Source organism: Streptomyces sp. NBC_00989 (assembly GCF_045162655.1).
GTDB lineage: Bacteria > Actinomycetota > Actinomycetes > Streptomycetales > Streptomycetaceae > Streptomyces.
This window is the reverse complement of sequence record NZ_CP108728.1, coordinates 5312171-5337742: the sequence shown is the minus strand read 5'-3', so window position 1 is coordinate 5337742 and position 25572 is coordinate 5312171. Positions and strand designations below refer to the sequence as shown.

At 69.2% G+C, this 25572-nt stretch carries 25 protein-coding genes; 14 read left to right on the top strand and 11 right to left on the bottom strand.

Annotation, left to right across the window (positions count from 1 at the left end; genetic code table 11):
* Window positions 1-27: 27 nt before the first annotated feature.
* Window positions 28-519, bottom strand: a complete 492-nt coding sequence (locus OG714_RS23310; RefSeq protein ID WP_406123738.1) for an ATP-binding protein — start codon at window positions 517-519, stop codon at window positions 28-30.
* A 375-nt stretch (window positions 520-894) separates the two neighbouring features.
* Between OG714_RS23310 and OG714_RS23305 the strand changes: the two genes are divergently transcribed.
* The 6 genes from OG714_RS23305 (at window position 895) to OG714_RS23280 (ending at window position 6529) form a co-directional block, all read left to right on the top strand.
* The gene (locus tag OG714_RS23305) at window positions 895-1719 is read left to right on the top strand and encodes a helix-turn-helix transcriptional regulator (RefSeq protein ID WP_200688286.1); all 825 of its coding nucleotides are present in this window, start codon (window positions 895-897) and stop codon (window positions 1717-1719) included.
* A 90-nt stretch (window positions 1720-1809) separates the two neighbouring features.
* Window positions 1810-3270, top strand: coding sequence for an aldehyde dehydrogenase family protein (locus tag OG714_RS23300; RefSeq protein WP_406123736.1), 1461 nt, complete (start codon window positions 1810-1812; stop codon window positions 3268-3270).
* Window positions 3271-3420: 150 nt separating this feature from the next.
* The gene (locus OG714_RS23295) at window positions 3421-3966 is read left to right on the top strand and encodes a DinB family protein (RefSeq protein WP_406123734.1); all 546 of its coding nucleotides are present in this window, start codon (window positions 3421-3423) and stop codon (window positions 3964-3966) included.
* A gap of 24 nt (window positions 3967-3990) precedes the next feature.
* A complete protein-coding gene (locus OG714_RS23290) occupies window positions 3991-4635 on the top strand; it encodes a PadR family transcriptional regulator (RefSeq protein WP_406123732.1) in 645 nt (214 codons plus the stop codon).
* Between the two features lie 74 nt (window positions 4636-4709).
* A complete protein-coding gene (locus tag OG714_RS23285; RefSeq protein WP_406123730.1) occupies window positions 4710-5771 on the top strand; it encodes an ATP-binding cassette domain-containing protein in 1062 nt (353 codons plus the stop codon).
* Window positions 5768-6529: an ABC transporter permease gene (locus OG714_RS23280; protein WP_406123728.1), complete on the top strand. Its 762-nt coding sequence runs from the start codon at window positions 5768-5770 to the stop codon at window positions 6527-6529. Before OG714_RS23285 ends, OG714_RS23280 begins: the two co-directional genes overlap by 4 nt.
* 292 nt (window positions 6530-6821) lie before the next feature.
* Here OG714_RS23280 and OG714_RS23275 read toward each other — a convergent pair whose 3' ends face one another.
* Both OG714_RS23275 and OG714_RS23270 read right to left on the bottom strand, forming a co-directional pair.
* Window positions 6822-8228 carry a glutamate decarboxylase gene (locus OG714_RS23275; RefSeq protein ID WP_406123726.1) on the bottom strand — a complete coding sequence of 469 codons (1407 nt, stop codon included), beginning with the start codon at window positions 8226-8228 and terminating at the stop codon, window positions 6822-6824.
* 39 nt (window positions 8229-8267) lie between these two features.
* A complete protein-coding gene (locus OG714_RS23270; RefSeq protein WP_406123724.1) occupies window positions 8268-9551 on the bottom strand; it encodes an ion channel protein in 1284 nt (427 codons plus the stop codon).
* Window positions 9552-9692: 141 nt separating this feature from the next.
* Here OG714_RS23270 and OG714_RS23265 point away from each other — a divergent pair, with 141 nt between their 5' ends.
* Complete coding sequence (locus OG714_RS23265) at window positions 9693-10481, top strand: MerR family transcriptional regulator (protein WP_406123722.1); 789 nt, start codon at window positions 9693-9695, stop codon at window positions 10479-10481.
* A 21-nt stretch (window positions 10482-10502) separates the two neighbouring features.
* On the opposite strand, the gene OG714_RS23260 is transcribed toward OG714_RS23265, so the two are convergent.
* Window positions 10503-10868 (bottom strand): YbjQ family protein, encoded by a 366-nt coding sequence (locus OG714_RS23260; protein ID WP_406123720.1) that lies wholly within the window; start codon window positions 10866-10868, stop codon window positions 10503-10505.
* Between the two features lie 144 nt (window positions 10869-11012).
* Between OG714_RS23260 and OG714_RS23255 the strand changes: the two genes are divergently transcribed.
* Window positions 11013-11957, top strand: a complete 945-nt coding sequence (locus OG714_RS23255) for a DedA family protein (RefSeq protein ID WP_406131916.1) — start codon at window positions 11013-11015, stop codon at window positions 11955-11957.
* Between the two features lie 61 nt (window positions 11958-12018).
* Here the strand turns inward: OG714_RS23255 and OG714_RS23250 are convergent, their stop codons facing one another.
* The gene (locus tag OG714_RS23250) at window positions 12019-13656 is read right to left on the bottom strand and encodes a threonine/serine exporter ThrE family protein (protein WP_406123718.1); all 1638 of its coding nucleotides are present in this window, start codon (window positions 13654-13656) and stop codon (window positions 12019-12021) included.
* Between the two features lie 156 nt (window positions 13657-13812).
* Complete coding sequence (locus OG714_RS23245) at window positions 13813-14304, bottom strand: inorganic diphosphatase (protein ID WP_019070224.1); 492 nt, start codon at window positions 14302-14304, stop codon at window positions 13813-13815.
* A gap of 79 nt (window positions 14305-14383) precedes the next feature.
* Here OG714_RS23245 and dacB point away from each other — a divergent pair, with 79 nt between their 5' ends.
* The 6 genes from dacB to folE all read left to right on the top strand — a co-directional run bounded on the left by dacB (window position 14384) and on the right by folE (window position 22100).
* Window positions 14384-16081, top strand: coding sequence for a D-alanyl-D-alanine carboxypeptidase/D-alanyl-D-alanine-endopeptidase (dacB, locus tag OG714_RS23240; RefSeq protein ID WP_406123716.1), 1698 nt, complete (start codon window positions 14384-14386; stop codon window positions 16079-16081).
* A gap of 80 nt (window positions 16082-16161) precedes the next feature.
* Entirely contained in the window at window positions 16162-17283 is a 1122-nt protein-coding gene (locus OG714_RS23235) for a zinc-dependent metalloprotease (protein ID WP_318017967.1), read from the top strand.
* Between the two features lie 193 nt (window positions 17284-17476).
* Window positions 17477-18517 (top strand): tRNA lysidine(34) synthetase TilS, encoded by a 1041-nt coding sequence (gene tilS, locus OG714_RS23230; RefSeq protein WP_406123713.1) that lies wholly within the window; start codon window positions 17477-17479, stop codon window positions 18515-18517.
* Between the two features lie 65 nt (window positions 18518-18582).
* Entirely contained in the window at window positions 18583-19143 is a 561-nt protein-coding gene (hpt, locus tag OG714_RS23225; RefSeq protein ID WP_019064278.1) for a hypoxanthine phosphoribosyltransferase, read from the top strand.
* 185 nt (window positions 19144-19328) lie between these two features.
* Complete coding sequence (gene ftsH / locus OG714_RS23220) at window positions 19329-21362, top strand: ATP-dependent zinc metalloprotease FtsH (protein WP_406123711.1); 2034 nt, start codon at window positions 19329-19331, stop codon at window positions 21360-21362.
* 132 nt (window positions 21363-21494) lie between these two features.
* Window positions 21495-22100, top strand: coding sequence for a GTP cyclohydrolase I FolE (gene folE / locus OG714_RS23215; RefSeq protein WP_406123709.1), 606 nt, complete (start codon window positions 21495-21497; stop codon window positions 22098-22100).
* A 185-nt stretch (window positions 22101-22285) separates the two neighbouring features.
* Here the strand turns inward: folE and OG714_RS23210 are convergent, their stop codons facing one another.
* From OG714_RS23210 to folP, 5 genes are all read right to left on the bottom strand, one after another.
* Window positions 22286-22774, bottom strand: a complete 489-nt coding sequence (locus OG714_RS23210) for a DUF3180 domain-containing protein (protein ID WP_406123707.1) — start codon at window positions 22772-22774, stop codon at window positions 22286-22288.
* A gap of 59 nt (window positions 22775-22833) precedes the next feature.
* Complete coding sequence (gene folK, locus OG714_RS23205; protein WP_405949745.1) at window positions 22834-23445, bottom strand: 2-amino-4-hydroxy-6-hydroxymethyldihydropteridine diphosphokinase; 612 nt, start codon at window positions 23443-23445, stop codon at window positions 22834-22836.
* Window positions 23442-23801: a dihydroneopterin aldolase gene (gene folB, locus OG714_RS23200; protein ID WP_033286136.1), complete on the bottom strand. Its 360-nt coding sequence runs from the start codon at window positions 23799-23801 to the stop codon at window positions 23442-23444. The genes folK and folB overlap by 4 nt, the downstream gene beginning before the upstream one ends.
* Before the next feature lie 246 nt (window positions 23802-24047).
* A complete protein-coding gene (locus OG714_RS23195; protein ID WP_266860398.1) occupies window positions 24048-24551 on the bottom strand; it encodes a nuclear transport factor 2 family protein in 504 nt (167 codons plus the stop codon).
* Complete coding sequence (gene folP / locus OG714_RS23190; RefSeq protein WP_406123704.1) at window positions 24548-25456, bottom strand: dihydropteroate synthase; 909 nt, start codon at window positions 25454-25456, stop codon at window positions 24548-24550. Before folP ends, OG714_RS23195 begins: the two co-directional genes overlap by 4 nt.
* Window positions 25457-25572: the final 116 nt, after the last annotated feature.

Sequence of the window (25572 nt, the reverse complement as noted above, 5' to 3'; positions counted from 1 at the left end):
CGCGGCCCGAAAAAGAGCCGCGGTTCCTCACGCGTTGTTCTGTGCCGGTTCGCCCTGAAGCCGGAACAGCGCCCAGACCACCTTGCCGCTGAGCGTGCCCGCCAGCGGGTGCCAGCCCCAGCCGTCGGCGAACGAGTCGACGAGGAACAGGCCGCGCCCCGACTCGGCCGAGAAGTCCTCCGACTCGCAGGCGATGGGACTGTCGTGACTGGGGTCGCGCACGGCGCACACGAGCCGCTCGGTCCAGCGCATCAGGTGCAGCCGCACGGGCGGGTTCTGTTCCGGGACGCGCGGGGTGTTGGCCGGCAGGGCGTGCCGCAGCGCGTTGGTCACCAGTTCGGAGACGACCAGGCAGACGTCGTCGAAGCGGTCGCCTATGTCCCACTGGTCGAGGGTGCGGCGGGTGAACTGCCGTGCCTCGCGCACCGCTTCGTAGCGGGCGGCCAGAGCGCACGAAGCCGCGCTGGACACGGCCGAGGGGTCCAGTGGCGGAAGGCCCTGCCGTAACGGCTCGAGCATGGTCGATCCATTCGTCCCCATGCGAGGCACTCCCGGGAATTCGCGGTCGTTGCGATGCAGCGGTGGCGCGAGACCATGGTTTCGGATGCGTACAGCAGATGCAAGGGCAGATGCACGTGCAGCTGACCGAATTGGACCCTCCCGTACCGCTTGTTGGCCATTTTTTCCGCCAACTTCACGCCGTTCTCGCGCTCCGGCCTTGCATCTTCCTGACGACTTCCTGACGACTTCCTGTGAACAGGCGCCTCTTCTTTCCATTTCTGTAATCGAACGAGTACTGCTCGAAGTGTTTTAGTGGCAGACTGCGGCCCCTGAAGACGGTTGGGGAGGCTGGCGAACGTGAGCGCGGGAGAGCCCGGATCGGTGGTGCGGCGGATGCTGCTCGGCTCGCAACTCAGGCGACTGCGGGAAGCACGCGGGATCACCCGGGAGGCCGCGGGGTACTCGATCCGCGCTTCCGAATCCAAGATCAGTCGCATGGAGCTGGGGCGAGTGAGCTTCAAGACCCGGGACGTCGAGGACTTGTTGACGCTGTACGGCATCACGGACGAGGCGGAGCGCATCTCACTCCTCTCCCTCGCGAAGGAAGCCAACGTAGCGGGCTGGTGGCACAGTTACTCGGACGTCCTGCCCAGTTGGTTCCCCACCTATGTGGGCCTGGAGGGCGCCGCCTCCCTCATCCGCGTCTACGAGGTGCAGTTCGTGCACGGACTGCTCCAGACCGAGGCCTACGCCCGCGCGGTCGTCCGGCGCGGCATGAAGGGCGCGAGCGAGGCCGACGTGGAGCGGCGCGTGGCGCTGCGCCTGGAGCGGCAGAAGTACCTGGTGAACGAGAACGCGCCGGACTTCCACATCGTCCTGGACGAGGCCGCCCTGCGCCGCCCGTACGGCGACCGCGAGGTGATGCGCGGTCAGTTGCAGCATCTGATCGAGGTCTCCGAGCACCCCAACGTCCGCCTCCAGGTCATGCCGTTCGGCTTCGGCGGGCACGCCGGCGAGTCCGGCGCCTTCACGCTCCTGTCCTTCCCGGAGTCCGACCTCTCCGACGTCGTCTATCTGGAGCAGCTCACCAGCGCGCTGTACCTCGACAAGGCCGAGGACGTCGCCCAGTACGAGAAGGCGCTGAAGGAGCTCCAGCAGGACAGCCCGGGCCCGGACGAGAGCCGGGATCTTCTTCGGGGACTGCTCCAACTCTCTTGAAACACAAGTACGATGACGTGTGATCAGACCGTGATGATCGATGATCGGGTCTGCTGTTGATCGTGTCTGCTAGCGATTGAGGGATCACACATGTCGTCCTACTTCACCGACCTGGCTCAGCAGTACATCGACGGTGAGTGGCGCCCGGGCACCGGCTCCTGGGACATCATCGACTTCAACCCGTACGACGGCGAGAAGCTCGCGTCGATCACGATAGCCACGGTCGACGAGGTCGACGAGGCGTACCAGGCGGCCGCCCGCGCCCAGAAGGCATGGGCCGCGACCAACCCCTACACCCGCCGTGCCGTGTTCGAGAAGGCCCTGCGGCTCATCGAGGACCGCGAGCAGGAGATCGCCGAGGTGATCATCGCCGAACTCGGCGGCACGCACCTGAAGGCCGGCTTCGAACTGCACCTCGCCAAGGAGTTCCTGCGCGAGGCGATCCACCTCGCGCTGCGCCCCCAGGGCCGGATCATCCCCTCGCCGGTCGACGGCAAGGAGAACCGCGTCTACAGCGTCCCGGTGGGCGTCGTAGGCGTGATCAGCCCCTTCAACTTCCCCTTCCTCCTCTCCCTCAAGTCGGTAGCCCCCGCACTGGCGTTGGGCAACGGCGTGGTCCTCAAGCCGCACCAGAACACCCCGATCGTCGGCGGCTCCCTGGTCGCGAAGATCTTCGAGGACGCGGGCCTGCCGGGCGGTCTCCTCAACGTCGTCATCACGGACATCGCGGAGATCGGCGACGCGTTCATCGAGCACCCGATCCCGAAGGTCATCTCCTTCACCGGCTCCGACAAGGTCGGCCGCCACGTCGCGACCGTCTGCGCCGGGCTGTTCAAGCGCACGGTGCTCGAACTCGGCGGCAACAGCGCGATCGTGGTCCTCGACGACGCCGACATCGACTACGCGGTCGACGCCGCGGTCTTCAGCCGCTACGTCCACCAGGGCCAGGTCTGCATGGCCGCGAACCGGGTCCTGGTCGACCGGTCGATCCGGGACGAGTTCACCGAGAAGTTCGTCGCCAAGGTCAAGTCCCTCAAGGTCGGCGACCCGCGCGACCCGCAGACGGTCATCGGCCCGGTCATCAACTCCTCGCAGGCGGACGCCCTTTCGGGTGTCGTCGAGCAGGCGATCGCGGAAGGCGCGACGGCGCTGGTCCACGGCACGACCACCGACAACCTGGTCGCGCCCTCGGTCCTCACCGACGTCCCCGCCGGCTCGGACCTGCTCCGCCAGGAGGTCTTCGGCCCGGTCGCCTTCCTCATCCCGTTCGACGGCGAGGAGGAGGCCGTGAGCATCGTCAACGACACGCCGTACGGCCTCAGCGGCGCCGTCCACACGGGCGACATCGAGCGCGGCGTGAACTTCGCCAAGCAGATCGACACGGGCATGTTCCACGTCAACGACGGCACCGTCCACGACGAGCCGATCGTCCCCTTCGGCGGCGAGAAGGCCTCCGGCGTGGGCCGCCTCAACGGCGAGTCGATGCTGGACGCGTTCACCAGCCTGAAGTGGATCTCGGTGCAGCACGGGCGGAGCGGGTTCCCGTTCTGATCCCTTGTCTGATCCCTTGCGTAGCTGGTTTTTGAGTACGACGCCGTAGCCCGGGCCATTGAGGACAGAAACTGACCTCAATGGCCCGTAGCTTCGTCGGTGTCAGGCAGGGGACAGGCTCCCTGCCGGCACCGGCGAAAGGCGAACGTCATGGTCACGCACGTACCCGCAGAGGCACAGGGCGACGAGCGCGGGGCGCTGCTCTCGTTCATCGAGGAGCAGCGGGGCGGTATCCGCAGGGCGCTGCTCGGGCTGACCGAAGAGCAGGCCGCGAGCAAGCCGAGCGCGAGCGAACTCTCCCTCTCCGGGCTGCTCAAGCACTGCGCCGAGGTCGAGCAAAGCTGGATCGCGCGGGCGAAGCAGGAGCCGCCGGCCGTCCAGCGCGACCAGACCAACTGGCACGAGACGTTCCAGCTGGTCGACGGCGAGAGTGTCGAGTCGCAACTCGCGTACTGGGAGAAGGTCGCCGCCGAGACCGAGGCGTACGTCCGCTCGGTGCCCAGCCTCGACGACACCTTCCCGCTGCCGGACCAGCCCTGGTTCCCCGAGGGGAGTGTCTCCGTGCGGTGGGTGTGCCTGCACCTGATCCGCGAGACCGCCCGGCACGCCGGTCATGCCGACATCATCCGCGAGTCCCTCGACGGCGCCACCGCGTTCGAGCTGGTCGCCAAGGAGCGGGGCACGACCTGGGGCTGACCTGCCGGGTCATACGCTGGCCCCATGTCAGCGATCCGTCTCCTCGTGCTCAACGCCGTGCGCCAGCACGGGCGGGCCCACGGCTATCAGGTGCGCAACGACCTGGAGTACTGGGGCGCGCACGAGTGGTCCAACGCCAAGCCCGGCTCGATCTACCACGCGCTCAAGCAACTGGCCAAGCAGGGCTTCCTGCACGCCCACGAGATCGCGCCGTCCACCGTCGGGGGTCCGCCGCGCACGGAGTACGAGATCACCGACGGGGGCAACGAGGAGTACTTCCGGCTGCTGCGCGAGGCGCTGTCGTCGTACGACCAGCAGATGGACGTGAAGTCGGCCGCCATCGGGGGCATCGTCGACCTGCCCAGAGCCGAGGTGGTGGCGCTGCTTGAGAAGCGCACCCGGGGTATCGCCCAGTGGCGGGCCTCGGTCACCGACTACTACATCCCCGAGGGCGGCCCCGAACAGCTGGGCCACATCGGCGAGATCATGAACCTCTGGGTCCACACGGCCGACGCCGAGGCCGCGTGGACCCGGGGGCTGATCGAGCGCATCGAGGGCGGGGCGTACACCTTCGTGGGGGAGGGTGGCCAGCCGTTCGTCGGTGTCTTGAAGGACGGCGATGAGAACCCGTACGCGACGGGGGAGCCGCATCCCGGGGACGCCCGCTAATCAAGTTTGACTAACGAGCCTTCCGGGGTTACTTTCGAGCGTGTAGTCAAGTTTGACTAGCGAAGGGGTGTCCAGTGGCCGACGCGGCGATCATCGTCGAGGACGCGCACAAGACGTACGGCGAGAAGAAGAGCCGGAAGAGCCGGAAGGCCAAGGGGGCTGATGGGGGTGACGGCTCCAAGGGGGTCAAGAAGGCGCTGGACGGGCTCGACCTGAGCGTCGCGCGCGGCACCGTGCACGGGGTGCTCGGGCCCAATGGCGCGGGCAAGACCACCCTGGTGCGCATTTTGTCCACCCTGTTGCGGCCCGACTCCGGTCGTGTCGAGGTCGCGGGGTACGACGTGCTGAGCGAGGCCCGCGCGGTTCGCTTCCGTATCGGTCTGCTCGGTCAACACGCGGCTTTGGACGAGGAGTTGGGTGGTCGGCAGAACCTGGAGATGTTCGGCCGGCTCCATCACCTCGGCGCCCGCCACGCGCGTGTGCGTGCCGATGAACTCCTGGAACGCTTCGACCTCGCCGACACCGGCCGTAAGCCGGTTCGCGCCTACAGCGGAGGCATGCGGCGTCGGCTGGATCTCGCCGCCTCGCTCGTCACCGCGCCCGAGATCCTCTTCCTGGACGAGCCGACCACCGGCCTCGACCCGCGCGGCCGGGCCGAGGTGTGGACGGCGGTCCGCTCCCTCGTCGGGGGTGGTACGACGGTTCTGCTCACCACGCAGTACCTGGAGGAGGCCGATCAACTCGCCCATCGGGTCTCGGTGGTTGATCGGGGGCGGGTCATCGCCGACGGCAGCCCCGACGAGCTGAAGTCCCGAATGGGTGGCGACCGTATCGACGTCGTTCTGCGTGACGCGGGTCAACTGGGGGCCGCTGTCGCCCTGTTGCCGCTGCCTGCTGGCGACATCCGGGTCGATGCGGATCAGCGGCTGCTCAGCGCGCCGGTCTCCGACCGGATGACGGCGCTCTCCGGAGTCGTGCGGGCGCTGGAGGAGGGCGGGATCGATGCCGAGGATGTGGCGTTGCGGCGGCCGACCCTGGACGAGGTGTTCCTGCATCTCACGGGGGACGGGGATAGGGATGGGGACGGGGATGGGGCGGGCGTGGGCCGTCGTACGAATCTGAAGGAGGCCGTGTGAGTGCCTACGCTCTGACCGATTCCTGGACCATGACCCGGCGTGAACTCGCCCACTGGGCGCGGCAGCCCGTGCAGGTCGTGGTGAGTCTGGTCTTTCCGGTGATGCTGTTGTTGATGTTCGGCTATCTGGTCGGTGGTGGGCGGGCGGTCGAGGGTGACTACGTCGACTACCTGGTGCCCGGGATGCTCGCGCTGACCATGGCCTTCGGCCTGGAGGGCACGATGCTTGCCGTCACTCAGGACCTCAACAAGGGGGTGATCGACCGTTTTCGGTCGATGCCGATGGCCGACGGGGCGGTCCTGGTGGGGCGTTCGGCCGCCGACATGCTTCAGTCGGCGATCGGGCTGGTCGTGCTGATCGGGGTCGGGCTGGGGCTCGGCTGGCGTCCGCATGCCGGGCCGGGGCAATTCCTGGGCGCCGTGGGGCTGTTGCTGCTCTTTCGGTTCGCCATGCTGTGGGTCGGGATCGAGTTGGCGTTGGTGGCGGGGCGGCCTGAGATGGTGCAGGCCGTGCAGATTCTGGTGTGGCCGGTCGGGTTTCTGTCCAATGCGTTGGCTACGCCTGCTGCCATGCCCGGGTGGTTGGGCTCGGTCGTTCAGTGGAATCCGATGTCTCAGACCGCGACTGCCGTGCGTGAGCTATTTGGTGGGCCCGGGGGTGAACCGGGGCACGTCTGGGCCGCCGTGGTCTGGCCGTTGGGCTTGCTGGTTGTGTTCTTTCCGCTGGCGGTGCGGCGGTTTCGGGGGCTTGGGGGCTGAGTCTTCGGGTGCGGGTGCGTAGGGGCTGGTCGCGCCCACGCGGCGGAGCCGCACATTGATACAGCCCCGCGCCCCTGGGTGGTGTGGGGTGCGGCTTCGTTCTGGGTGCGGGTGCGTCGTGGTTCGCCTGCGGTTTGTTGGGGGGCGGCGCCGCGCCGGGGGGTCTCCGTCCTCGGATTGGCGCGGGGGCTGTTGGTCATCGGCTCGGGCGTGCTTGACGCGCCAACCGCTGCGGGCGGACACCCCCCGACACGTCACCTTCTCGCCGTACGCGGCCTGCCGCCCTCGTGGCTCAGTGGTGGAAGCCCGTTGCCGCTCCCTTGTCGGGGGTGAAGGGGTGGGGCTGGCGGCGTAGTTCGGGGAGTAGGCGGGTCAGGTCGTCCAGGAAGAGTTCCGCCAGGTCTGCCGAGAAGCCGTTGCGGCATACGATCCGGAGGACCGAGAGGTCCTGTCTGTTTGCTGGGAAGGTGTACGCCGGGACCAGCCAGCCGTGTTCGCGTAGGCGGCGGGAGACGTCGAACACGTCGTAGGTCTCGACGTGGGGTGCGGTGGTGAAGGCGAAGACCGGCAACTCGTCGCCCCGGGTGAGGAGTTTGAAGTCGCCGAGGGCTTCGACGCGGTCGGCCAGGCCGCGGGCCACGTCCCGGGTGGACTGCTGCACCGCGCGGTAGCCCTCTCGGCCCAGGCGTAGGAACGTGTAGTACTGGGCGACTACTTGGGCGCCGGGGCGGGAGAAGTTGAGGGCGAAGGTGGGCATGTCGCCGCCCAAGTAGTTGACGCGGAAGACGAGTTCCTCCGGGAGGGCCTCCTTGTCGCGCCACAGGGCCCAGCCGACGCCCGGGTAGACCAGGCCGTACTTGTGCCCCGAGGTGTTGATCGAGGCCACGCGCGGGAGGCGGAAGTCCCAGATCAGGTCCGGGTCCAGGAAGGGCGCGACCATGGCGCCGGACGCGCCGTCCACGTGGACCGGGATGTCGAGGCCGGTGCGCTCCTGGAGGGCGTCGAGGGCGGCGCACAGGTCGGCGATCGGCTCGTAGGAACCGTCGAAGGTGGAGCCGAGGATGCCGACGACGCCGATCGTGTTCTCGTCGCACAGCTCGGCGGCGGCCTGAGGGTCGAGGTGGAAGCGGTCGCCCTCCATGGGGACTTGGCGCGCTTCGACCTCCCAGAAGTTGCAGAACTTCTCCCAGCAGACCTGGACGTTGACGCCCATCACCAGGTTCGGGCGGGCGGCCGGGTAGCGGTCCTTGTTGCGCTGTGTCCAGCGGCGCTTGAGGGCCATCCCGGCGAGCATGCAGGCCTCGCTGGAGCCGGTCGTCGAGCAGCCCACCGCGGATGAGGGGTCCGGCGCGTTCCACAGGTCCGCGAGCATTGCCACGCAGCGTTTCTCCAGCTCCGCCGTGCGTGGGTACTCGTCCTTGTCGATCATGTTCTTGTCGCGGCACTCCGCCATCAGGACGCCGGCTTCCGGCTCCATCCAGGTGGTCACGAAAGTCGCCAGGTTCAGGCGGGAGTTGCCGTCCAGCATCAGCTCGTCGTGCACGAGCTGGACCGCCGTCATCGGAGGCAACGGTGCGTCCGGAAGCCGGTGCTTGGGCGGGGCCTCGGTCATGCCGCCGACCGGATTGGCCTCTCCGTAGAAGGGGTTCACGGACATGGGGCGCTCGGCGGGCGTCTCGGGACCTTCGTGCAACGGCATGGGCTTGCCTCCGATAAGGATCAAAAGAACCAACGGGTACTAGCGAACCGGAGTTCCGTCCGCGCGCAACTGCATCTGCGGCCGCCCGGTCACCAGCAGCCAGGCCGGCAGTGAGGCGATGCAGAGAAGGGCGAGGATCGCCGGGGAGGCCACCAGGATCGCGGCCGTGAACAGGCTCACCCAGCCTTGCCTGGTGATCGCGAGGAGCATGCCCAGGACGCCGGCGGCGACCGCTAGTGCCGGGTCCACGGCGGGCACGACCGCGTGGGCGAAGAGGCCGAACGCGACGCCGATGAAGACGGAAGGGAAGATTCGGCCGCCCCGGAAGCCGCAGGACGCGGCGACCAGCAGTGCCGCCAGTTTCACGACGGTCATCGTCGCGAACTGGCCCGCCGACCAGCCCTCGGGATCGGCCGCCAGTTCCCCGACCTCGTCCAGCCCCTTGAAGAGCGTCAGATGGCCGCCCACGGCCGCCAGAAGGCCCAGGACCAGTCCACCGGCCGGGAGCGTCAGCATGGGGTGTTTGAGCCGGGAGAAGGCGCCATGGGCGTACGGGAAGAGGTAGACGGCCACCATGCCGAGCGCCGCGGCCAGCGGAGCCAGCACCAGCACGGCCAGCAGATCGCCCCAGCCGGGCCTGCCGAACGCGGGCAGATGCAGGTCGAAGGTCGGATGGGCCACCAGGGTGGTCGTCATGGCACCCGCCCCGGCCGCGGCGAGCGGCGCGAACACGTTGTCCCACAGCGCGCCCTTGGTCTGCCGCGCGGCCAGCGCCTCCGAGATGAGCAGCGCCGCCGCGACCGGCGTCCCGAACAGCGCCCCGATCGTCGCCGACTCGGCCAGTGCCCCCCACACCCCGCCCGGCACCCGCGGCGCCAGCCTGCGCCCCGCCCACAGCGCGAGCCCCACGTTCACGGCGATGATCGGGTTCTCGGGCCCCAGACTCGGCCCGCCGGCGAGCATCAGCGCGGTCGCCAGCACCAGACCGGGCAGCACCGCGGGCGGCAGCGGTACGGCCTCCAGGCCGGTGGTCGCCGGATCGGGACCGGCGTGTCCGGGCACCTTCCACACCACCAGCCCGACGACGACTCCGGTGGCCGTCAGCATGACGAGCATCCACAGCACCGAGTACCGGCCGATACCCAAGGCGTCGGGCAGGTTCTTCCAGAGCACGTGTTGAAGCTGCTCGGCCGCCTCGCTGACCCCGATGAACAGCAGACTCGCGAGCACGCCCACGACCAGAGCGGGGACGATCAACGGCAGCAGGGCGCGCGCCGGGGTCGTAGGGGCAACGGGTGCCTGTTGCGCGCTGTCCTGGGCCACGGGCTCACCATAAGCGGGCAAAACGGACCGAACATCTTGAGGAGGCAGGGCCTACGGAGCTGTGCGGCTTGGCCGTGGGGGCTTGCACCTCACGTGACGTGAGGCCTCAGCGTGGAGCGCGTACACAAGAAGGGAGCGGAAGTGAGCTACTCCGTAGGACGGGACGACTCCTACTCCGTGGGGCAGGTCGCCGGATTCGCCGGGGTCACCGTGCGCACGTTGCACCACTACGACGACATCGGCCTGCTCGTACCCAGCGAGCGCAGCCACGCGGGTCATCGGCGCTACGGCGACGCCGACCTCGACCGGCTGCAACAGATCCTGTTCTACCGGGAACTCGGCTTCCCGCTCGACGAGGTCGCGGCCCTGCTCGACGACCCGGAGGCGGACCCGCGCGCGCATCTGCGCCGCCGGCATGAGCTGCTGACCGCCCGGATCGAGAAGCTGCGGAAGATGGCCGAGGCCGTGGAGCACGCCATGGAGGCACGCACGATGGGCATCAACCTCACCCCCGAGGAACGCTTCGAGGTCTTCGGCGACAAGGACCCCGAGCAGTACGCCGAAGAGGCCGAACAGCGCTGGGGCGGCACCGAGTCCTACGCCGAGTCGCAGCGCAGGGCCGCCCGCTACACGAAGGCCGACTGGAAGCGGCTCCAGGCCGAGGTCGACGCCTGGAGCGAGCGTTACGCCACCCTGGTGACCACCGGCCAACTCCCCACCGCCGACGCGGCGCTGGACCTCGCCGAGGAACATCGCCTGCACATCGACCGCTGGTTCTACGCGTGCTCCTACGAGATGCACGTCTGTCTCGCCGAGATGTACGTCTCCGACGAGCGCTTCAAGGCGTTCTACGACGCGATGGCCTCGGGCCTGGCCGAACACCTGAGGGACGCGATCCTGGCGAACGCGTCCCGGCACACCTCCTCCTAGGAGCCCGGCCCGGGGGTACCGCTACTCCCGGGCCAGGATCACCGCCGTCCCGTAGGCGCACACCTCGGTGCCCACGTCCGCCGCCTCGGTCACGTCGAAGCGGAACGCCAGGACGCCGTTGGCCCCACGCGCGCGTGCCTGCTCGATGAGCCGCTCCATGGCCTGGTTGCGGGTCTGCACGAGGGTCTTGGTGAGCCCCTTCAGTTCACCGCCGACCATCGACTTCAGACCCGCGCCGATCTGGCTGCCGAGATGCCGTGAGCGCACGGTCAGCCCGAAGACCTCGCCGATCACCTGCTCGACCCGGTAGCCGGGGATGTCGTTCGTCGTCACGACCAGCACATCGGCCTGCGGCCCCTGGCCGCCGCCGTATTCGTCGATACCCATGGCTCACAGCTTTGTCCTATGGGGCGCACAGTGCATCCTGGAGTCACCGGTGGAACCTGGGACGGACACATCGCGTTGATAGCTTTGTGCGGCTGTACCTGGACGCTGGCACCTCCCTCCACCCCTCAGGAGCCCGGAACCGTGATGACGCTCGCCCTCGGCCCGAGCTGGCTCGATCCGAACACCATGCTCGACCGGTTCGGAATCTGGGGCCTCCTGCTCGTGGTCTTCGCGGAGTCCGGCCTGCTCATCGGGTTCTTCCTGCCGGGTGACTCGCTGCTGTTCACCTGCGGCCTGCTGATCACCGCGGGCACGCTCGACTTCCCGCTGTGGGCGGCCGTCGCGCTGATCTGCGTCGCCGCGATCCTCGGCGACCAGGCGGGCTACGTCTTCGGCAAGAAGGTCGGCCCCTCGCTCTTCAACCGCCCGGACTCACGCCTCTTCAAGCAGGAGAACGTGGTCAAGGCGCACGAGTTCTTCGAGAAGTACGGCCCCAAGTCCCTGGTCCTGGCCCGCTTCGTGCCCATCGTGCGCACGTTCACGCCGATCATCGCCGGCGTCAGCGGCATGAAGTACCGCTCCTTCATCACGTTCAACATCATCGGCGGCGTCCTGTGGGGCGCGGGCGTGACCCTGCTCGGCTCCTGGCTCGGCAACATCGACTTCGTCCACAAGAACATCGAAGCGATCCTGATCCTGATCGTCCTGATCTCCGTGGTCCCGATCATCATCGAGTTCCTCCGCGCCCGCTCCAAGGCGAAGAAGAACCCCCAGGGCCCCGGAGAGCAGCCTGGCGACCCGGCCGCGACCCAGCCCTTCCCGGTGATCATGGACGACTCGACGACCCAGCTCCGCCGCATCGACGAGCCCCAGAGCAACAGCGGCTACGACCAGAACAACGGCTACGACCAGAACAACGGCTACGACCAGTACTACGCCCAGCCCCAGCCGCAGCAGCAGCCGTACCCCCAGCAGACGTACCAGCCGCAGCAACAGCCGTACGGCAACCAGCAGTACCCCCCGTACGACAACCCGGGCCAGGGTCAGGGGCAGGGGTATTCACAGAACGGCGGCTATCCGCAGGCCTAGCGACAGCGCGCCCCATAGGGGCGCGGGGCTGTATCGATGTGCGGCTCCGCGTATTGGGCGCTCAGAACCCCCTGGTCCGCTTGGCAGCCCGCCGCGCCCCCGCCGAAGCCCCCGGAATCCGCAGGAACAGCCGCGAGATCTCCGACCCCAGATTGACCCCGATGGCGATGGCCATGGCGAGAGACGCCGCCGAGGCCAACGACACCAGCCCCTTGTCGACCTCGTTCTGGGCGATCGCCAACAGCCCGAAGTAGGTGGCGGAACCCGGCAACAGGGGCCCGATCGCCGCGGTCGTGTAGGGCAACGCCGACGCGAACCGGTATCGCGACAGCAACTGCCCGAACAGCCCGACCAGCCCCGCCGCGACGGCCGTAGAGGCGACCGGCGAGATCCCCGCGACGAAGTACATCGCCCCGTAGACCGACCAGGCGACACCCCCGTTGAGCGACACGAGCAGCACGGTGGATCGTTCCTGCTGGAGCAGTACAGCGAAGGTCAGCGACAGCAGGACGGACGCGCCGATCTGCCACAGCGGCCGGTCGGAGTTGCCGAGGGCCACGTCCGGGTTGAGCTGGGCGCCGAGCTTCACGCCGAAGTACAGGACGATCAGGACGCCGGCCACGATGCCGACGAAGAAGTACATGACTTCCAGGAGCCGGGCCGCCGCGGTGATGTAGAAGCCGGTCAGACCGTCCTGTACGCCCGCCACGAGCGCCCGCCCGGGCAGCAGGGCGAACAGCCCACCGGTGATGACCGCGGAGGCCTTCACGTCGACGTTGGCGACCGTGAGCGCGACCCCTATCGCGGCGGGCGGCATCGCGGCGACGGTGAACTGGTAGAACTCCGGCAGCCCGCGCCCCGCGCACAGCCACGCCAGCCGGTCGCCGAGCATCGCGCCGAGCGCGGCGGCGAAGAACACGATGATGTCACCGCCGACGAGCACGGAGGCGGCACCGGCGAGCAGTCCACTGGCGGAGGTCAGCACCCAGCCGGGGTACGGGTGCCGGTTGCGCCGCATCTCCGCGAGCCGCCGGTAGGCGTCCTCCAAGGAGAGCGCGGTCTCCGGGTCGCTGAGGTCCTGGACCAGCCGGAACACGGCCGCGAGCCTCGTGTAGTCGGTGCCCCGGCGCCGTACGGTCCGTGACGCGGTGACCGGATCGTCCACCAGGGAGGGCTGATAAGAGATCGAGAGCAGGGTGAAGGTGACGGTCGGCTCGCAGCGGTCGAGGCCGTAGGAGCGGCAGACCGCGAACATCGCCGCCTCGACGTCCTCGGCGCCCTCGCCGCCCGCGAGCAGCAACTCGCCGATGCGGAGCGTCAGATCGAGCACGCGCGGTACGGCGGGACCGCTGTCGTCCGGCTTCTGCACCGGCTCCGGAGCGGGCCGCTCGGTCACCGGCATCCGCAGCATCGTGCGCATGCGGTCCTGCCAGGGCACGTCCTTGGTGAGGCTGACGACGGGGATCCCGGTCGGCGGCGTGAAGGCGGGCGGCGCCTTGCGCGCGCTGTAGAGGCTGGGCGGACTGAACGCCGAACCCTCGGACTCGTCGACGGCCGGCGCGGCTACGCCGAGCCCCTGCGGAACGGCGAACTCCGATGTCGTGGACGACTCGCCGTCAACGGCCGCGACACCCGAGGGCGCCGTGAACGCACTCCTGGCCTCGTCCGACTGCGGCTTGCGGTCCTCCGCTTCCGTCACTCCGTAGCACTCCCTGTACGACACCTCCAGTGATCCTCAGTATGCGCACAGACGATCAGGAGGGGCGGCGCGTAGCGCCTCGTTGAGGGGTGGTGGTCGGGCGACGGGCGGGCGGGCCGCACGCGTGTGCGTGCGGCCCGTCAGTGCGCGGGGGGCTCAGTGGCCGCCCTGCTCCTTGAGTCGCTTGTACGAGCGCTCGATCTCCGCCTCGGCGTCCGTACGGCCCACCCAGTTGGCGCCCTCGACCGACTTGCCGGGCTCCAGGTCCTTGTAGACCTCGAAGAAGTGCTGGATCTCCAGGCGGTCGAACTCCGACACGTGGTGGATGTCACGCAGGTGCTCCACACGCGGGTCGGACGCCGGGACGCACAGCAGCTTGTCGTCGCCGCCGGCCTCGTCGGTCATCCGGAACATGCCGATCGCGCGGCACTTGATGAGGCAGCCGGGGAAAGTCGGCTCCTCCAGGATGACCAGCGCGTCGAGCGGGTCGCCGTCCTCGCCGAGAGTGTTCTCGACGAAGCCGTAGTCGGCCGGGTAACTGGTCGAGGTGAAGAGACGACGGTCCAGGCGGATCCGACCGGTCTCGTGGTCCACCTCGTACTTGTTCCGCGAACCCTTCGGGATCTCGATCGTGACGTCGAACTCCACCGGTGGCTCCTCCATGATCAGCACATAGTTCTGGTGGTTAAGTGTCCCTCACGCAGGTGTGTGATCGCGAAAGGGGCTGGTGGTCGTGCCGGAGCTGAGGCCTTGGCGGGCCGCGAGACCGCAAGTGAAGCGGGTCGCGCGAGCCGTCCGGCCCCGTCTCGAGCGGGCCGCGCAATCCGTGAAACCGCAGGTCACACGGGTCACACAAGCGGTGTCACCCCAGGTCGCGCGGCTCACCCGAGCCGTGGGACCACAGGCCACGCGGCTCACCCGAGCCGTGTCACCGAAGGTCGCCCGGCTCGTCGGATCCGTGTCACCTCAGGTCGCGAAGTTGCCGCGGCCGAACAAGACCTGGCAGTTCACCGCCGTCGCCGCCACCGCCGGAATGGCGCTGGCCGCCGGTGTGGTGACCGTCGCCGGTCCCTGGGACTCCTCGGGTCAGCGTACGGCCGAGCGGGACTACGCAGCCGCACAGGAACAGTCAGGTGGCGTAGATCACGGCCGTAATTACGATACGTCCGCCAAGGCACCCCGACCCGCCCCCAGCGCCGCATCCGTCCTCGTCGGTCTCGGCGGCGCCGCCAGCACCGTGAAGTCGGCCCCGACCGGCACGGCCCTCGCGGACGTCCTCAGTCCCCTTCTGGACAACTCGGCGCTCGGCACCCGCCACACGGCCGCCGTGGTGGACGTCTCGACCGGAAAGCGCCTCTACGGAGTCGGCGCGGACGACGCGTTGACCCCGGCTTCCACGACGAAGATCGCCACCGCCGTGGCCGCCCTCTCCGCGATGGGCGCCGACCACCGCTTCACCACCCGTGCCGCCCTGGAGCCCGACACCGGGGAACTCGTCCTGGTCGGCGGCGGCGACCCCACCCTGACGGCCCACAAGGACGCCGACGGCTGGGCCAGCCTGCGCACGCTTGCCGACAGCACGGCGGCCGCCCTGAAGAAGCACGGCACGCGCGCGGTGACGCTGTCGTACGACACGACCCTGTACGCCGGTTCCGAACTCCACCCGATCGGGGTCAACGACAACCTCGCCCCGGTCAGCGCCCTGATGGCCGACGAGGGTCGTACGGACGACTCGTCCAGCGGCCAGGTCAAGCGTGTGACGGACCCGGCGGCGGACGCGGCCGAGAAGTTCGCGGGCTTCCTCCAGGACCACGGCATCAAGACGACGTCTCCGGGCCCTTCGAAGGCGACCGGCCGCGCCGCCACCCTCGCCACGGTCTCCTCGCCCCCGCTGTCCGACATCGTCGAGCGGATGCTGACCAACAGCGACAACGACATCGCGGAGGCGCTGGCCCGCCAGACCGCCGTCGCGACGGGGAAGCGGGCCGACTTCGGCGGTGGCGCCGCCGCGATCCGCGCCCAGCTGACGAAGCTTCAACTCCCGGTCAGGGGCGCCGTGTTCAACGACGGCAGCGGTCTCGACCGCGACGACCGCCTCACCGCCGACCTCCTGACCGCCCTCCTGGTCAAGGCCGGCGACCCGACCCACCCCGAACTCCGCCCGGTGCTCACCGGCCTTCCCATCGCCGGCTTCACCGGCACCCTGACGACCCGCTACACGGACGCGACGGGAGCGGCGGGCGTCGTCCGCGCCAAGACGGGCACCCTGACGGGCGTCAACACGCTCGCGGGCACGGTCGTGGACAAGGACGGCCAACTCCTCGCCTTCGCCTTCCTGACCTCCAACACGACGAACGCCCTGGAGGCCCAGTCGGCCCTGGACCACACGGCAACGGCGCTGGCGGCCTGCGGCTGTAGCTCGTAACCGGGTGCCGTTCAGGCAGACGCTCACCTGACCGACCTCGCGGCCTGCCCCAAGCGGCAGCGCTCACGTACGGTTGACGCATGACGAGCATCGGTGGTGCCGAGATGGTCGACTGGAATCTCGCGGTGGCGACCGCGACCCGACTTGTGCGGCCGGGCCCCGAGGTGAGCCGTGACGAGGCCCGGGCCGTCGTCGCGGAGCTGCGCCGGCATGCGAAGGCCTCGGAGCAACACGTCCGGGGTTTCACCCGGATGGGTACGGACGACATCCACGACACCCCGATCCTGGTCGTCGACCGCCCCGGCTGGGTCCGGGCGAACGTCGCCGGGTTCCGGGAGGTCCTCAAGCCGCTGCTCGACAAGATGCAGGAGCGGCGCGGCAACACCCCCGGGGGCGCGGTCTTCGGCGCGGTCGGCGGCAAAGTCACCGGCGTGGAGCTGGGCATGCTGCTGTCGTTCCTGTCCTCGCGCGTGCTCGGTCAGTACGAGACGTTCGCCCCGGCGTCCCGCGAACTGCCGGCGGGGGCGAAGGGCGGACGGCTGCTGCTCGTCGCGCCGAACATCGTGCACGTGGAGCGCGAACTCGACGTAGAGCCCCACGACTTCCGCCTGTGGGTGTGCCTGCACGAGGAGACGCACCGCACGCAGTTCACGGCCGTGCCCTGGCTGCGCGACCACCTGGAGGGCGAGATCCAGTCGTTCTTGGGGGAGACCGAAGTCGACCCCATGACCGTCCTGGAGCGCATCCGGGAGGCCGCCCAGTCGTTGGCGGGCGGTCGGCCCGAGGGCGAGGAGGACGACGAGGGCCGGTCCCTCGTGGAGATCGTGCAGACGCCCGCCCAGCGGGAGATCCTCGGCCGGCTCACCGCGGTGATGTCTCTCCTGGAGGGGCACGCCGACTTCGTGATGGACGGCGTCGGTCCTGACGTGGTGCCGAGCGTCGCCGAGATCCGCGAGAAGTTCCAGCAGCGTCGTGCGAAGGGCGCCTCCCGGCTGGACTCGGCGCTGCGCAAGCTGCTCGGCCTCGACGCCAAGCTGAGGCAGTACCGGGACGGCGAGCGGTTCGTGCGGGCGGTCGTCGACCAGGTGGGCATGGACGGCTTCAACCGCGTGTGGACTTCCCCGAACACGTTGCCGACCAAGACGGAGATCGCCAAACCGGCGGACTGGGTCGCGCGGGTGCATCGCAAGGCCGAGTCGTGAACCGGTCGCGGGCGTGGTGAAACGAATCCGGCCGACGGCAGGCGAACGCCCCTGCAATCACCCGTCCGAGGGACCGTGAGCGATGGGTAGGCGTGCGATGCTCGGGGAACGCCCCGGTTCTGTCACCATCTACACACTCTGAGTGACTGAACCTCGGGCCAACCCCCCGAAAACTTCATGAAGGGAACCGGACATGGGTCCCCATCCTGCGGTCGCGGCGATACGCCTGGCGGTCCGCCGCGTCCTCCACGACATCCTCACCGACCACGAGGCCCTGCAGACCGCCGGCGCCTCCCGGCACAGCTCGCACGAGCGCCCGCCCTCGCCGCTCGTGCTCGTCGCATGCTCCGGCGGCGCCGATTCCATGGCCCTCGCCTCCGCCCTCGCCTTCGAAGCCCCCAAGCTGGGCATCCGGGCCGGCGGCATCACCGTCGACCACGGCCTCCAGGCCGGCTCCGACCTCCGCGCCGACGAGGTCGTCCTGCGTCTGCGCGAACTGGGCCTGGACCCCGTGGAAGCCACTTCCGTGACCGTGGGCCGCGAGGGCGGCCCCGAGGCAGCCGCCCGGGACGCCCGCTACGCAGCCCTCGACGACTGCGCCGCACGACACGGCGCCGCCGCCGTCCTGCTCGGCCACACCCGCGACGACCAGGCCGAAACCGTCCTGCTGGGCCTCGCCCGCGGCTCCGGTATCCGCTCCCTGTCCGGAATGGCCGCGGTCTCGGGGGCCGACGGCCGTTACCGCCGCCCCTTCCTGCAACTCGACCGGCAGACCGCCCGCAAGGCCTGCATGGTCCAGTCGCTGCCCGTCTGGGACGACCCGCACAACGCCGACCCCGCGTACACGCGTTCCCGTCTGCGCCACGAAGGCCTGCCGGCCCTGGAGAAGGCGCTCGGCAAAGGGGTCGTGGAAGCGCTCGCCCGTACGGCGCAGCTGTCCCGGGACGACGCCGACGCCCTCGACACCTGGGCCAGCCAGGCAGAGGCCTCCGTACGGGACGCCACCGGCCTCCTGGAATGCGCAAAGCTCTACGCCCTGCCGCCCGCCGTGCGCCGCCGCATCCTGCGCCGCGCGGCCATCCAGGCGGGCGCCCCGGCCGGTTCGCTGTTCGCCCGGCACATCGAGGAAGTCGACCGCCTGATCACCGGCTGGCGCGGCCAGGGAGCCATCAATCTCCCGGGCAAGGTCGTCGCCCGGCGCCAGGGTGGCAGACTGGTGATTCGGCAAGGCTGAATCGACACCCCCTCCGGGCCTCCGGGGGCGGGGCCAGGTAGTAGCCGGTTGGACGACCGAAAGTGATGCGGGTGGACGCGAAAGACATGGGTGACGACCTCCAGTCGGTGCTCATCACCAAGGAAGAGATCGACGCGAAGCTCGTGGAGCTCGCCGCGAAGATCGACGCGGAGTACGCGGGCAAGGACCTTTTGATCGTCGGCGTCCTCAAGGGCGCGGTGATGGTCATGGCGGACCTCGCCCGGGCGCTGTCCACCCCCGTCACCATGGACTGGATGGCCGTGTCGTCGTACGGCGCGGGCACCCAGTCCTCCGGTGTCGTGCGGATCCTCAAGGACCTCGACACCGACATCAAGGGCAAGCACGTCCTCATCGTCGAGGACATCATCGACTCGGGTCTGACCCTGTCCTGGCTGATCTCCAACCTCGGCTCGCGCGAGCCCGACTCGTTGAAGATCTGCACCCTGCTCCGCAAGCCGGAGGCGGCCAAGGTCGCCATCGACGTGGAGTGGGTCGGCTTCGACATCCCGAACGAGTTCGTCGTCGGCTACGGCCTCGACTACGCGGAGAAGTACCGCAACCTCCCGTTCGTCGGTACGCTCGCGCCGCACGTCTACGGCGGCTGAGCCACTCGGCCCAAGCCCTGTAAGACGATCGGGAACCCCAGCGGGTTTCGCGCCGTTGGAGCATGCAGACGCGTCTCCCAGCAGTCCTGTGCGGCCTCGGCCCACAATGCTGGGGTACGGTCAGAAGAACTGTCTTTATCAAACTCACTATGGCAGGAGGGACGGAGCGACTTCGCTCCGTATGGATGGACGTGAAGCGATACTTCCGTGGGCCGGTCATGTGGATCGTGCTGGCCGTCCTTGCCGTGGTCGTGTTGATGCAGGTCGTCGGCTCGTCCGGCGGCTACAAGACGGTGGACACAGGCCAGGTCGTCCAGGCGATCAATGACAACAAGGTCGAGTCGGCCAAGATCACCACCGGCGACGAGCAGACCATCAAGGTCACGCTCAAGAGCGGTTCGAAGGTCGACGGCAGCTCCAAGATCCAAGCGAGCTACATCGGCGACCAGGGCGTGGACCTCGCGGCCACGCTGCAGACCAAGTACCAGGACAAGCAGATTCCGGACGGCTACACGGTGTCGCCGACGAAGCAGAACGCTTTCGTCGGGATCCTGCTGTCCCTGCTCCCCTTCGTCCTCATCGTGGTCGTCTTCCTGTTCCTGATGAACCAGATGCAGGGCGGCGGCTCCCGAGTCATGAACTTCGGGAAGTCCAAGGCCAAGCTCATCACCAAGGACACTCCGAAGACGACGTTCGCGGACGTCGCGGGCTCCGACGAGGCCGTCGAGGAACTGCACGAGATCAAGGAGTTCCTCCAGGAGCCGGCGAAGTTCCAGGCCGTCGGCGCCAAGATCCCCAAGGGCGTACTCCTGTACGGCCCTCCCGGCACCGGCAAGACCCTGCTGGCGCGCGCCGTCGCGGGCGAGGCCGGGGTGCCCTTCTACTCGATCTCCGGTTCCGACTTCGTCGAGATGTTCGTCGGTGTCGGTGCCTCCCGAGTCCGTGACCTGTTCGAGCAGGCCAAGGCGAACGCTCCGGCGATCGTCTTCGTCGACGAGATCGACGCGGTCGGCCGCCATCGCGGCGCCGGCCTCGGCGGTGGTCACGATGAGCGCGAGCAGACGCTGAACCAGCTGCTCGTCGAGATGGACGGCTTCGACGTCAAGGGCGGCGTGATCCTCATCGCCGCGACGAACCGGCCCGACATCCTCGACCCGGCCCTCCTGCGCCCCGGCCGCTTCGACCGCCAGATCGCGGTCGACCGCCCGGACATGCAGGGCCGTCTGGAGATCCTCAAGGTCCACCAGAAGGGCAAGCCGGTCGCACCGGACGTCGATCTGTCGGCCGTCGCACGCCGTACGCCGGGCTTCACCGGCGCGGACCTGAGCAACGTCCTCAACGAGGCCGCCCTGCTCACCGCCCGAGGCAACCGCAAGCTGATCGACAACTCCATGCTGGACGAGGCGATCGACCGTGTGGTCGCGGGCCCGCAGAAGCGGACCCGGATCATGTCGGAGAAGGAGAAGAAGATCACCGCGTACCACGAGGGCGGACACGCCCTGGTCGCGGCGGCTTCCCCGAACTCCGACCCGGTGCACAAGATCACGATCCTCTCCCGAGGCCGTGCTCTGGGCTACACGATGGTCCTGCCGGAAGAGGACAAGTACTCGACCACGCGCAACGAGATGCTCGACCAGCTGGCCTACATGCTGGGCGGCCGCGCGGCCGAGGAACTGGTCTTCCACGACCCGACCACGGGCGCCGCGAACGACATCGAGAAGGCCACCGCGACGGCCCGCGCGATGGTCACGCAGTACGGCATGACCGAGCGCCTCGGCGCGATCAAGTTCGGCGGCGACAACACCGAGCCCTTCCTGGGCCGGGAGATGTCGCACCCGCGCGACTACTCGGAAGAGGTCGCCGCGCTCGTCGACGAAGAGGTCAAGAAGCTCATCGAGAACGCGCACAACGAGGCCTGGGAGATCCTGGTCGAGAACCGTGACGTGCTCGACGCGCTCGTGCTCCAGCTGCTGGAGAAGGAGACGCTGAACAAGGAGCAGATCGCCGAGATCTTCACTCCGATCATCCGGCGTCCGGCCCGTCCCTCCTGGACCGGCTCCTCCCGCCGTACGCCGTCCACCCGCCCGCCGGTGCTCTCCCCCAAGGAGCTGTCACTGACGAACGGGACGAACGGCGTGGGTCCCGCGATCACCGCCGGTGCGACCGCCGAGTCCTCTCCCACGCTGGAGAAGGCCCCGGAGGAGCGCCCCGACAACTGACGCGAGTCTCACACGGTCCGAAATGGAAGCCGCGCCCCCCTGGATTTAGCCTGGGGGGCGCGGCTTTTCCATATGCCCGCAACTGAGGCGTGTGTCCGCACACGCGCGACCCGCACAGGAACGAGGCACGACATGACCGACCCCGTGACGCTGGACGGCGAGGGAACGATCGGCGTCTTCGACGAGAAGCGCGCCGAGAACGCCGTACGCGAACTGCTGATCGCGGTCGGCGAGGACCCGGACCGGGAGGGGCTCAGGGAGACGCCGGCGCGGGTGGCGCGGGCGTACAAGGAGATATTCGCGGGGCTGTGGCAGAAGCCCGAGGATGTGCTGACGACGACGTTCGACCTGGGGCACGACGAGATGGTCCTGGTGAAGGACATCGAGGTCCTCAGCAACTGTGAACACCATCTGGTGCCGTTCGTCGGGGTCGCCCACGTCGGGTACATCCCGTCCTCCGACGGGAAGATCACCGGGCTGTCGAAGCTGGCCCGGCTGGTGGACGTCTACGCGCGGCGGCCGCAGGTGCAGGAACGGCTGACCACGCAGATCGCCGACTCGCTGATGGAGATCCTGGACCCGCGTGGTGTCATCGTCGTCGTCGAGTGCGAGCACATGTGCATGTCGATGCGGGGGGTGCGGAAGCCGGGCGCCAAGACCATCACGTCGGCTGTGCGGGGGCAGCTGCGGGATCCGGCTACCCGTAACGAGGCGATGAGTTTGATCATGGCTCGCTGACGGTTCGCTTCGCTGGATGGAGCGGGTGGGGCGTCGGTCGGGTGCGGGTGCGTTGTGGCTGGGCGCGCAGTTCCCCGCGCCCCTTTGGGGCACTCAGGTGACCGGCGGTGCCGCGGCACGGTGGCTGGTCGCGCCCGCGCGGCGGAGCCGCAGATCGACACTGCCCCGCGCCCCTTTGGGGCGCCTCAGGTGACCGGGCTTGCCCCCGCCGCGTTGTTGTCGTCGTCCTCCGGGAGTTTGCAGACTCGCTCCAGGAAGATCGCGGCGACTATGACCGCGATGCCTGCCAGGACTGAGAAGCCGGCGTAGATGGCCTGGTCGCGGCGGGCGGGGATGTCCAGGGACTCCAGGAGGTAGGCGCCCGTGCCGCCGTACATGCCGGCGACCAGGGCGGCCACCAGGGCGCTGGCCTGGCCGAAGACGACCGCGCGGGCGGCCATCAGGGGGTCGACGCCCTTGGCGCCGGCGCGGCGCTCGCGCTGGGCCTTGAGGCGGGCGCGCAGAGAGAGCGCCGTGGCCAGCAGGACCACGGCGATCACAGCGAGGACGATGGGCGCGGCCAGCGGGACGCTCGGCAGGGTCCCCACCGCGCTCCACAGCCGGGCCCCCGCCCAGGACAGCACTCCGGCGATCACGAACACGCCGGCCAGCACCCTGATCCGCAGCTCTCTCACGGTGTCCCTTCAGCTCCCCGTGCCCTGTCCGGGCGTAGTGGTCGTCTCGACCTTAACGACTACTCGGGCAGCCGGAGTTCCAGATCCTTGCGGGGCGCCACACCGTCACGTGTGACGGTGTCGAGGAGAACGGCCACCGGGCCGCGGCCCGGCAACTGCGCCTCGGGCTCCACGTCGTGCCACGGGGCGAGCACGAAGGCCCGCTCGTGGGCGCGCGGGTGGGGGAGCGTCAGGACCGGGTCGTCCGAGACGACGTCGGCGTACGCGACGATGTCGACGTCGATCGTGCGCGCGCCCCAGCGCTCCTCGCGGACCCGGTGGAAGGCCTCCTCGACCGCGTGCGCCCGCTCCAGCAGGGAGGACGGGGGCAGGGTGGTCTTGAGGACGACGACCGCGTTGAAGTACGACGGCTGGCTGCCGGGCTCGACGCCCCACGGCTCCGTCTCGTAGACAGGCGATACGGCCTTGATGCGGACGCCGGGGGTGTCCTCCAGGGCGTCGATGGCGCCCTGGAGGGTCTCCAGGCGGTTGCCCAGGTTCGCGCCGATGGAGATCACGGCGCGCCTCGGGTTGCTGAGCGTGGTGTCGGCGGCGTCCACCTGCTGCACCACGGAGGCGGGCACCGGCTGGACGGTCGGGTCGCTGTGACCCTCGGTGAACGAGAAGGTCATACTCGGCTCCGGGTGATGGTGACGGTCACGTCGTCGAAGGGGACGGTGATCGGGGCGTCCGGCTTGTGGACGCGGACCTCGACCTCCTCGACCCCTTCGTGCTTCAGGCAGGTCTGCGCGATGCGCTCGGCGAGGGTCTCGATGAGGTTGACGGGCTCGCCCTGGACGACGGCCACGACCTCCTCGGCCACGATGCCGTAGTGCACGGTCTTCGCCAGGTCGTCGTCGGCGGCGGCCGGCCGGGTGTCCAGGCCCAGGACGAGGTCCACGATGAAGGTCTGGCCCTCCTCGCGCTCCTTGGGGAACACGCCGTGGTGCCCGCGGGCCTTCAGGCCGCTCAGCGCGACACGATCCACGCGAATCACTCCTGCAATCGTCGGTGGTGGCCGGTTCGTACCGTGTGCGGGCGGTACCCCGGCCTCGAACGAATCTACCTGCGGGCACTGACAATGCCGGGCCACGAGGGCGTGGGCACTGTCCGGGGCCAGAGGGTTCATCGAGCGTTTCCCCTGGGGAACCCGGTGGCTCATGGGTCGGTAGCCGCCCCTACCCGGGGGTTCGTGATTCCAACCACTTCTTGGTCCTGATGGGCGCCTACCCACTCAGGTGGGGGTGTCCTCGCTGTCGTCCTCGTCGTTTTCGGCCAGAACCGGGGACGCGTGGTGCGACCAGAGCTTCCAGCCCTCGGGGGTGCGCCGGAACACGTTCGTGGCGACCACGAGCTGGCCCACCAGGGGGCCCAGTTCGTCGCTGTCGTCGGGGGAGGGGCCGCCGCTGAGGATGTTCTCCGTACAGGTGACCAGCGCGGTGTCGCCGGTCACCGAGACGTGCACGTCGGTGAGGAAGAACTGGATGTACTCGGTGTTCGCCATGATCAGCGCGTACGACCGGAGGACCTCGCCGCGGCCGGTCAGCACCGGCCAGCCCGGGTGCACGCAGGAGATCACGCCGCTGTCCGCCGGGTCGTGGTATTCCTCGTCGACGCCGAGGTCGGCCGGGGTCAGCCAGAGCGCGGACAGCTCGTCGAAGTCGCCGCGCTCCAAGGTCTCGTAGAACGCGGTGTTGGCGAGTTCCACCTGCTCGACGTCGGTGTGCGGGGCGGTCACAGGGCTCCCTCGGAGCTGGTGTGCGAAGCCGCTCGGGCGCCCGGGGCGCGCGCCCCCTCGACGGCGCGTGCGACGCGTACGGCGTCGGCGGTGGCGCGGACCTCGTGGACGCGCACCGCCCAGGCGCCGGCGTGCGCCGCGAGCGCGGAGACGGCGGCCGTGGCGGCGTCGCGCTCGCGCGCGGGCGGGGGCGCTCCCTCGGGTCCTGCCAGGACGCGGCCGAGGAACCGTTTGCGGGAGGCGGCGACCAGGACGGGGTGGCCGAGGGCGAGCAGACGGTCGAGGTGGGCGAGGAGCACGAGGTCGTGCTCGGCGTCCTTGGAGAAGCCCAGGCCCGGGTCGACGATGACACGGTCGGGGGCGACACCGCCGGCCAGAACGGCCTCCACGCGTGCGTGCAGTTCGTCGACGACCTCGGGGACGACGTCGTCGTAGACGCCCCTGACGTTGCCGCCCTCCAGGAAGCCGCGCCAGTGCATGACGACGAAGGGGGCGCCCGAGGCGGCGACGACCGGGATCATCGCGGGGTCCGCGAGGCCGCCGCTGACGTCGTTGACGAGGGCGGCGCCGGCGGCGAGGGTCTGCTCGGCGACGGAGGCGCGCATGGTGTCGACGGAGACGGTGACGCCCTCGGAGGCGAGGCCGCGCACGACGGGGATGACGCGCTTGAGTTCCTCGGCCTCGTCGACACGGGAGGCGCCGGGGCGGGTGGACTCACCGCCGACGTCCACCAGGTCGGCGCCCTCGGTGACCAGGTCGAGGCCGCGCTTGACGGCCGCCGTGGTGTCGAAGAAGCGGCCGCCGTCGGAGAAGGAGTCAGGGGTGACGTTCACGACTCCCATGACCGCGCACCGGTCCCACTCCGGAAGGCCCGTGACGCGCCCGCGTCCGCTCTGCTTGCTCATACGTTCAGCCTAGGCCCAGAGCGAGGGGGTACGGCCCTGCGGGCCGAGTGGAAGCGCGCTGGTCCGGTGCGGGAGGGGTGTCTGTCGGCGGGCGTCGGTTCTCGCCGTGGTCGCCC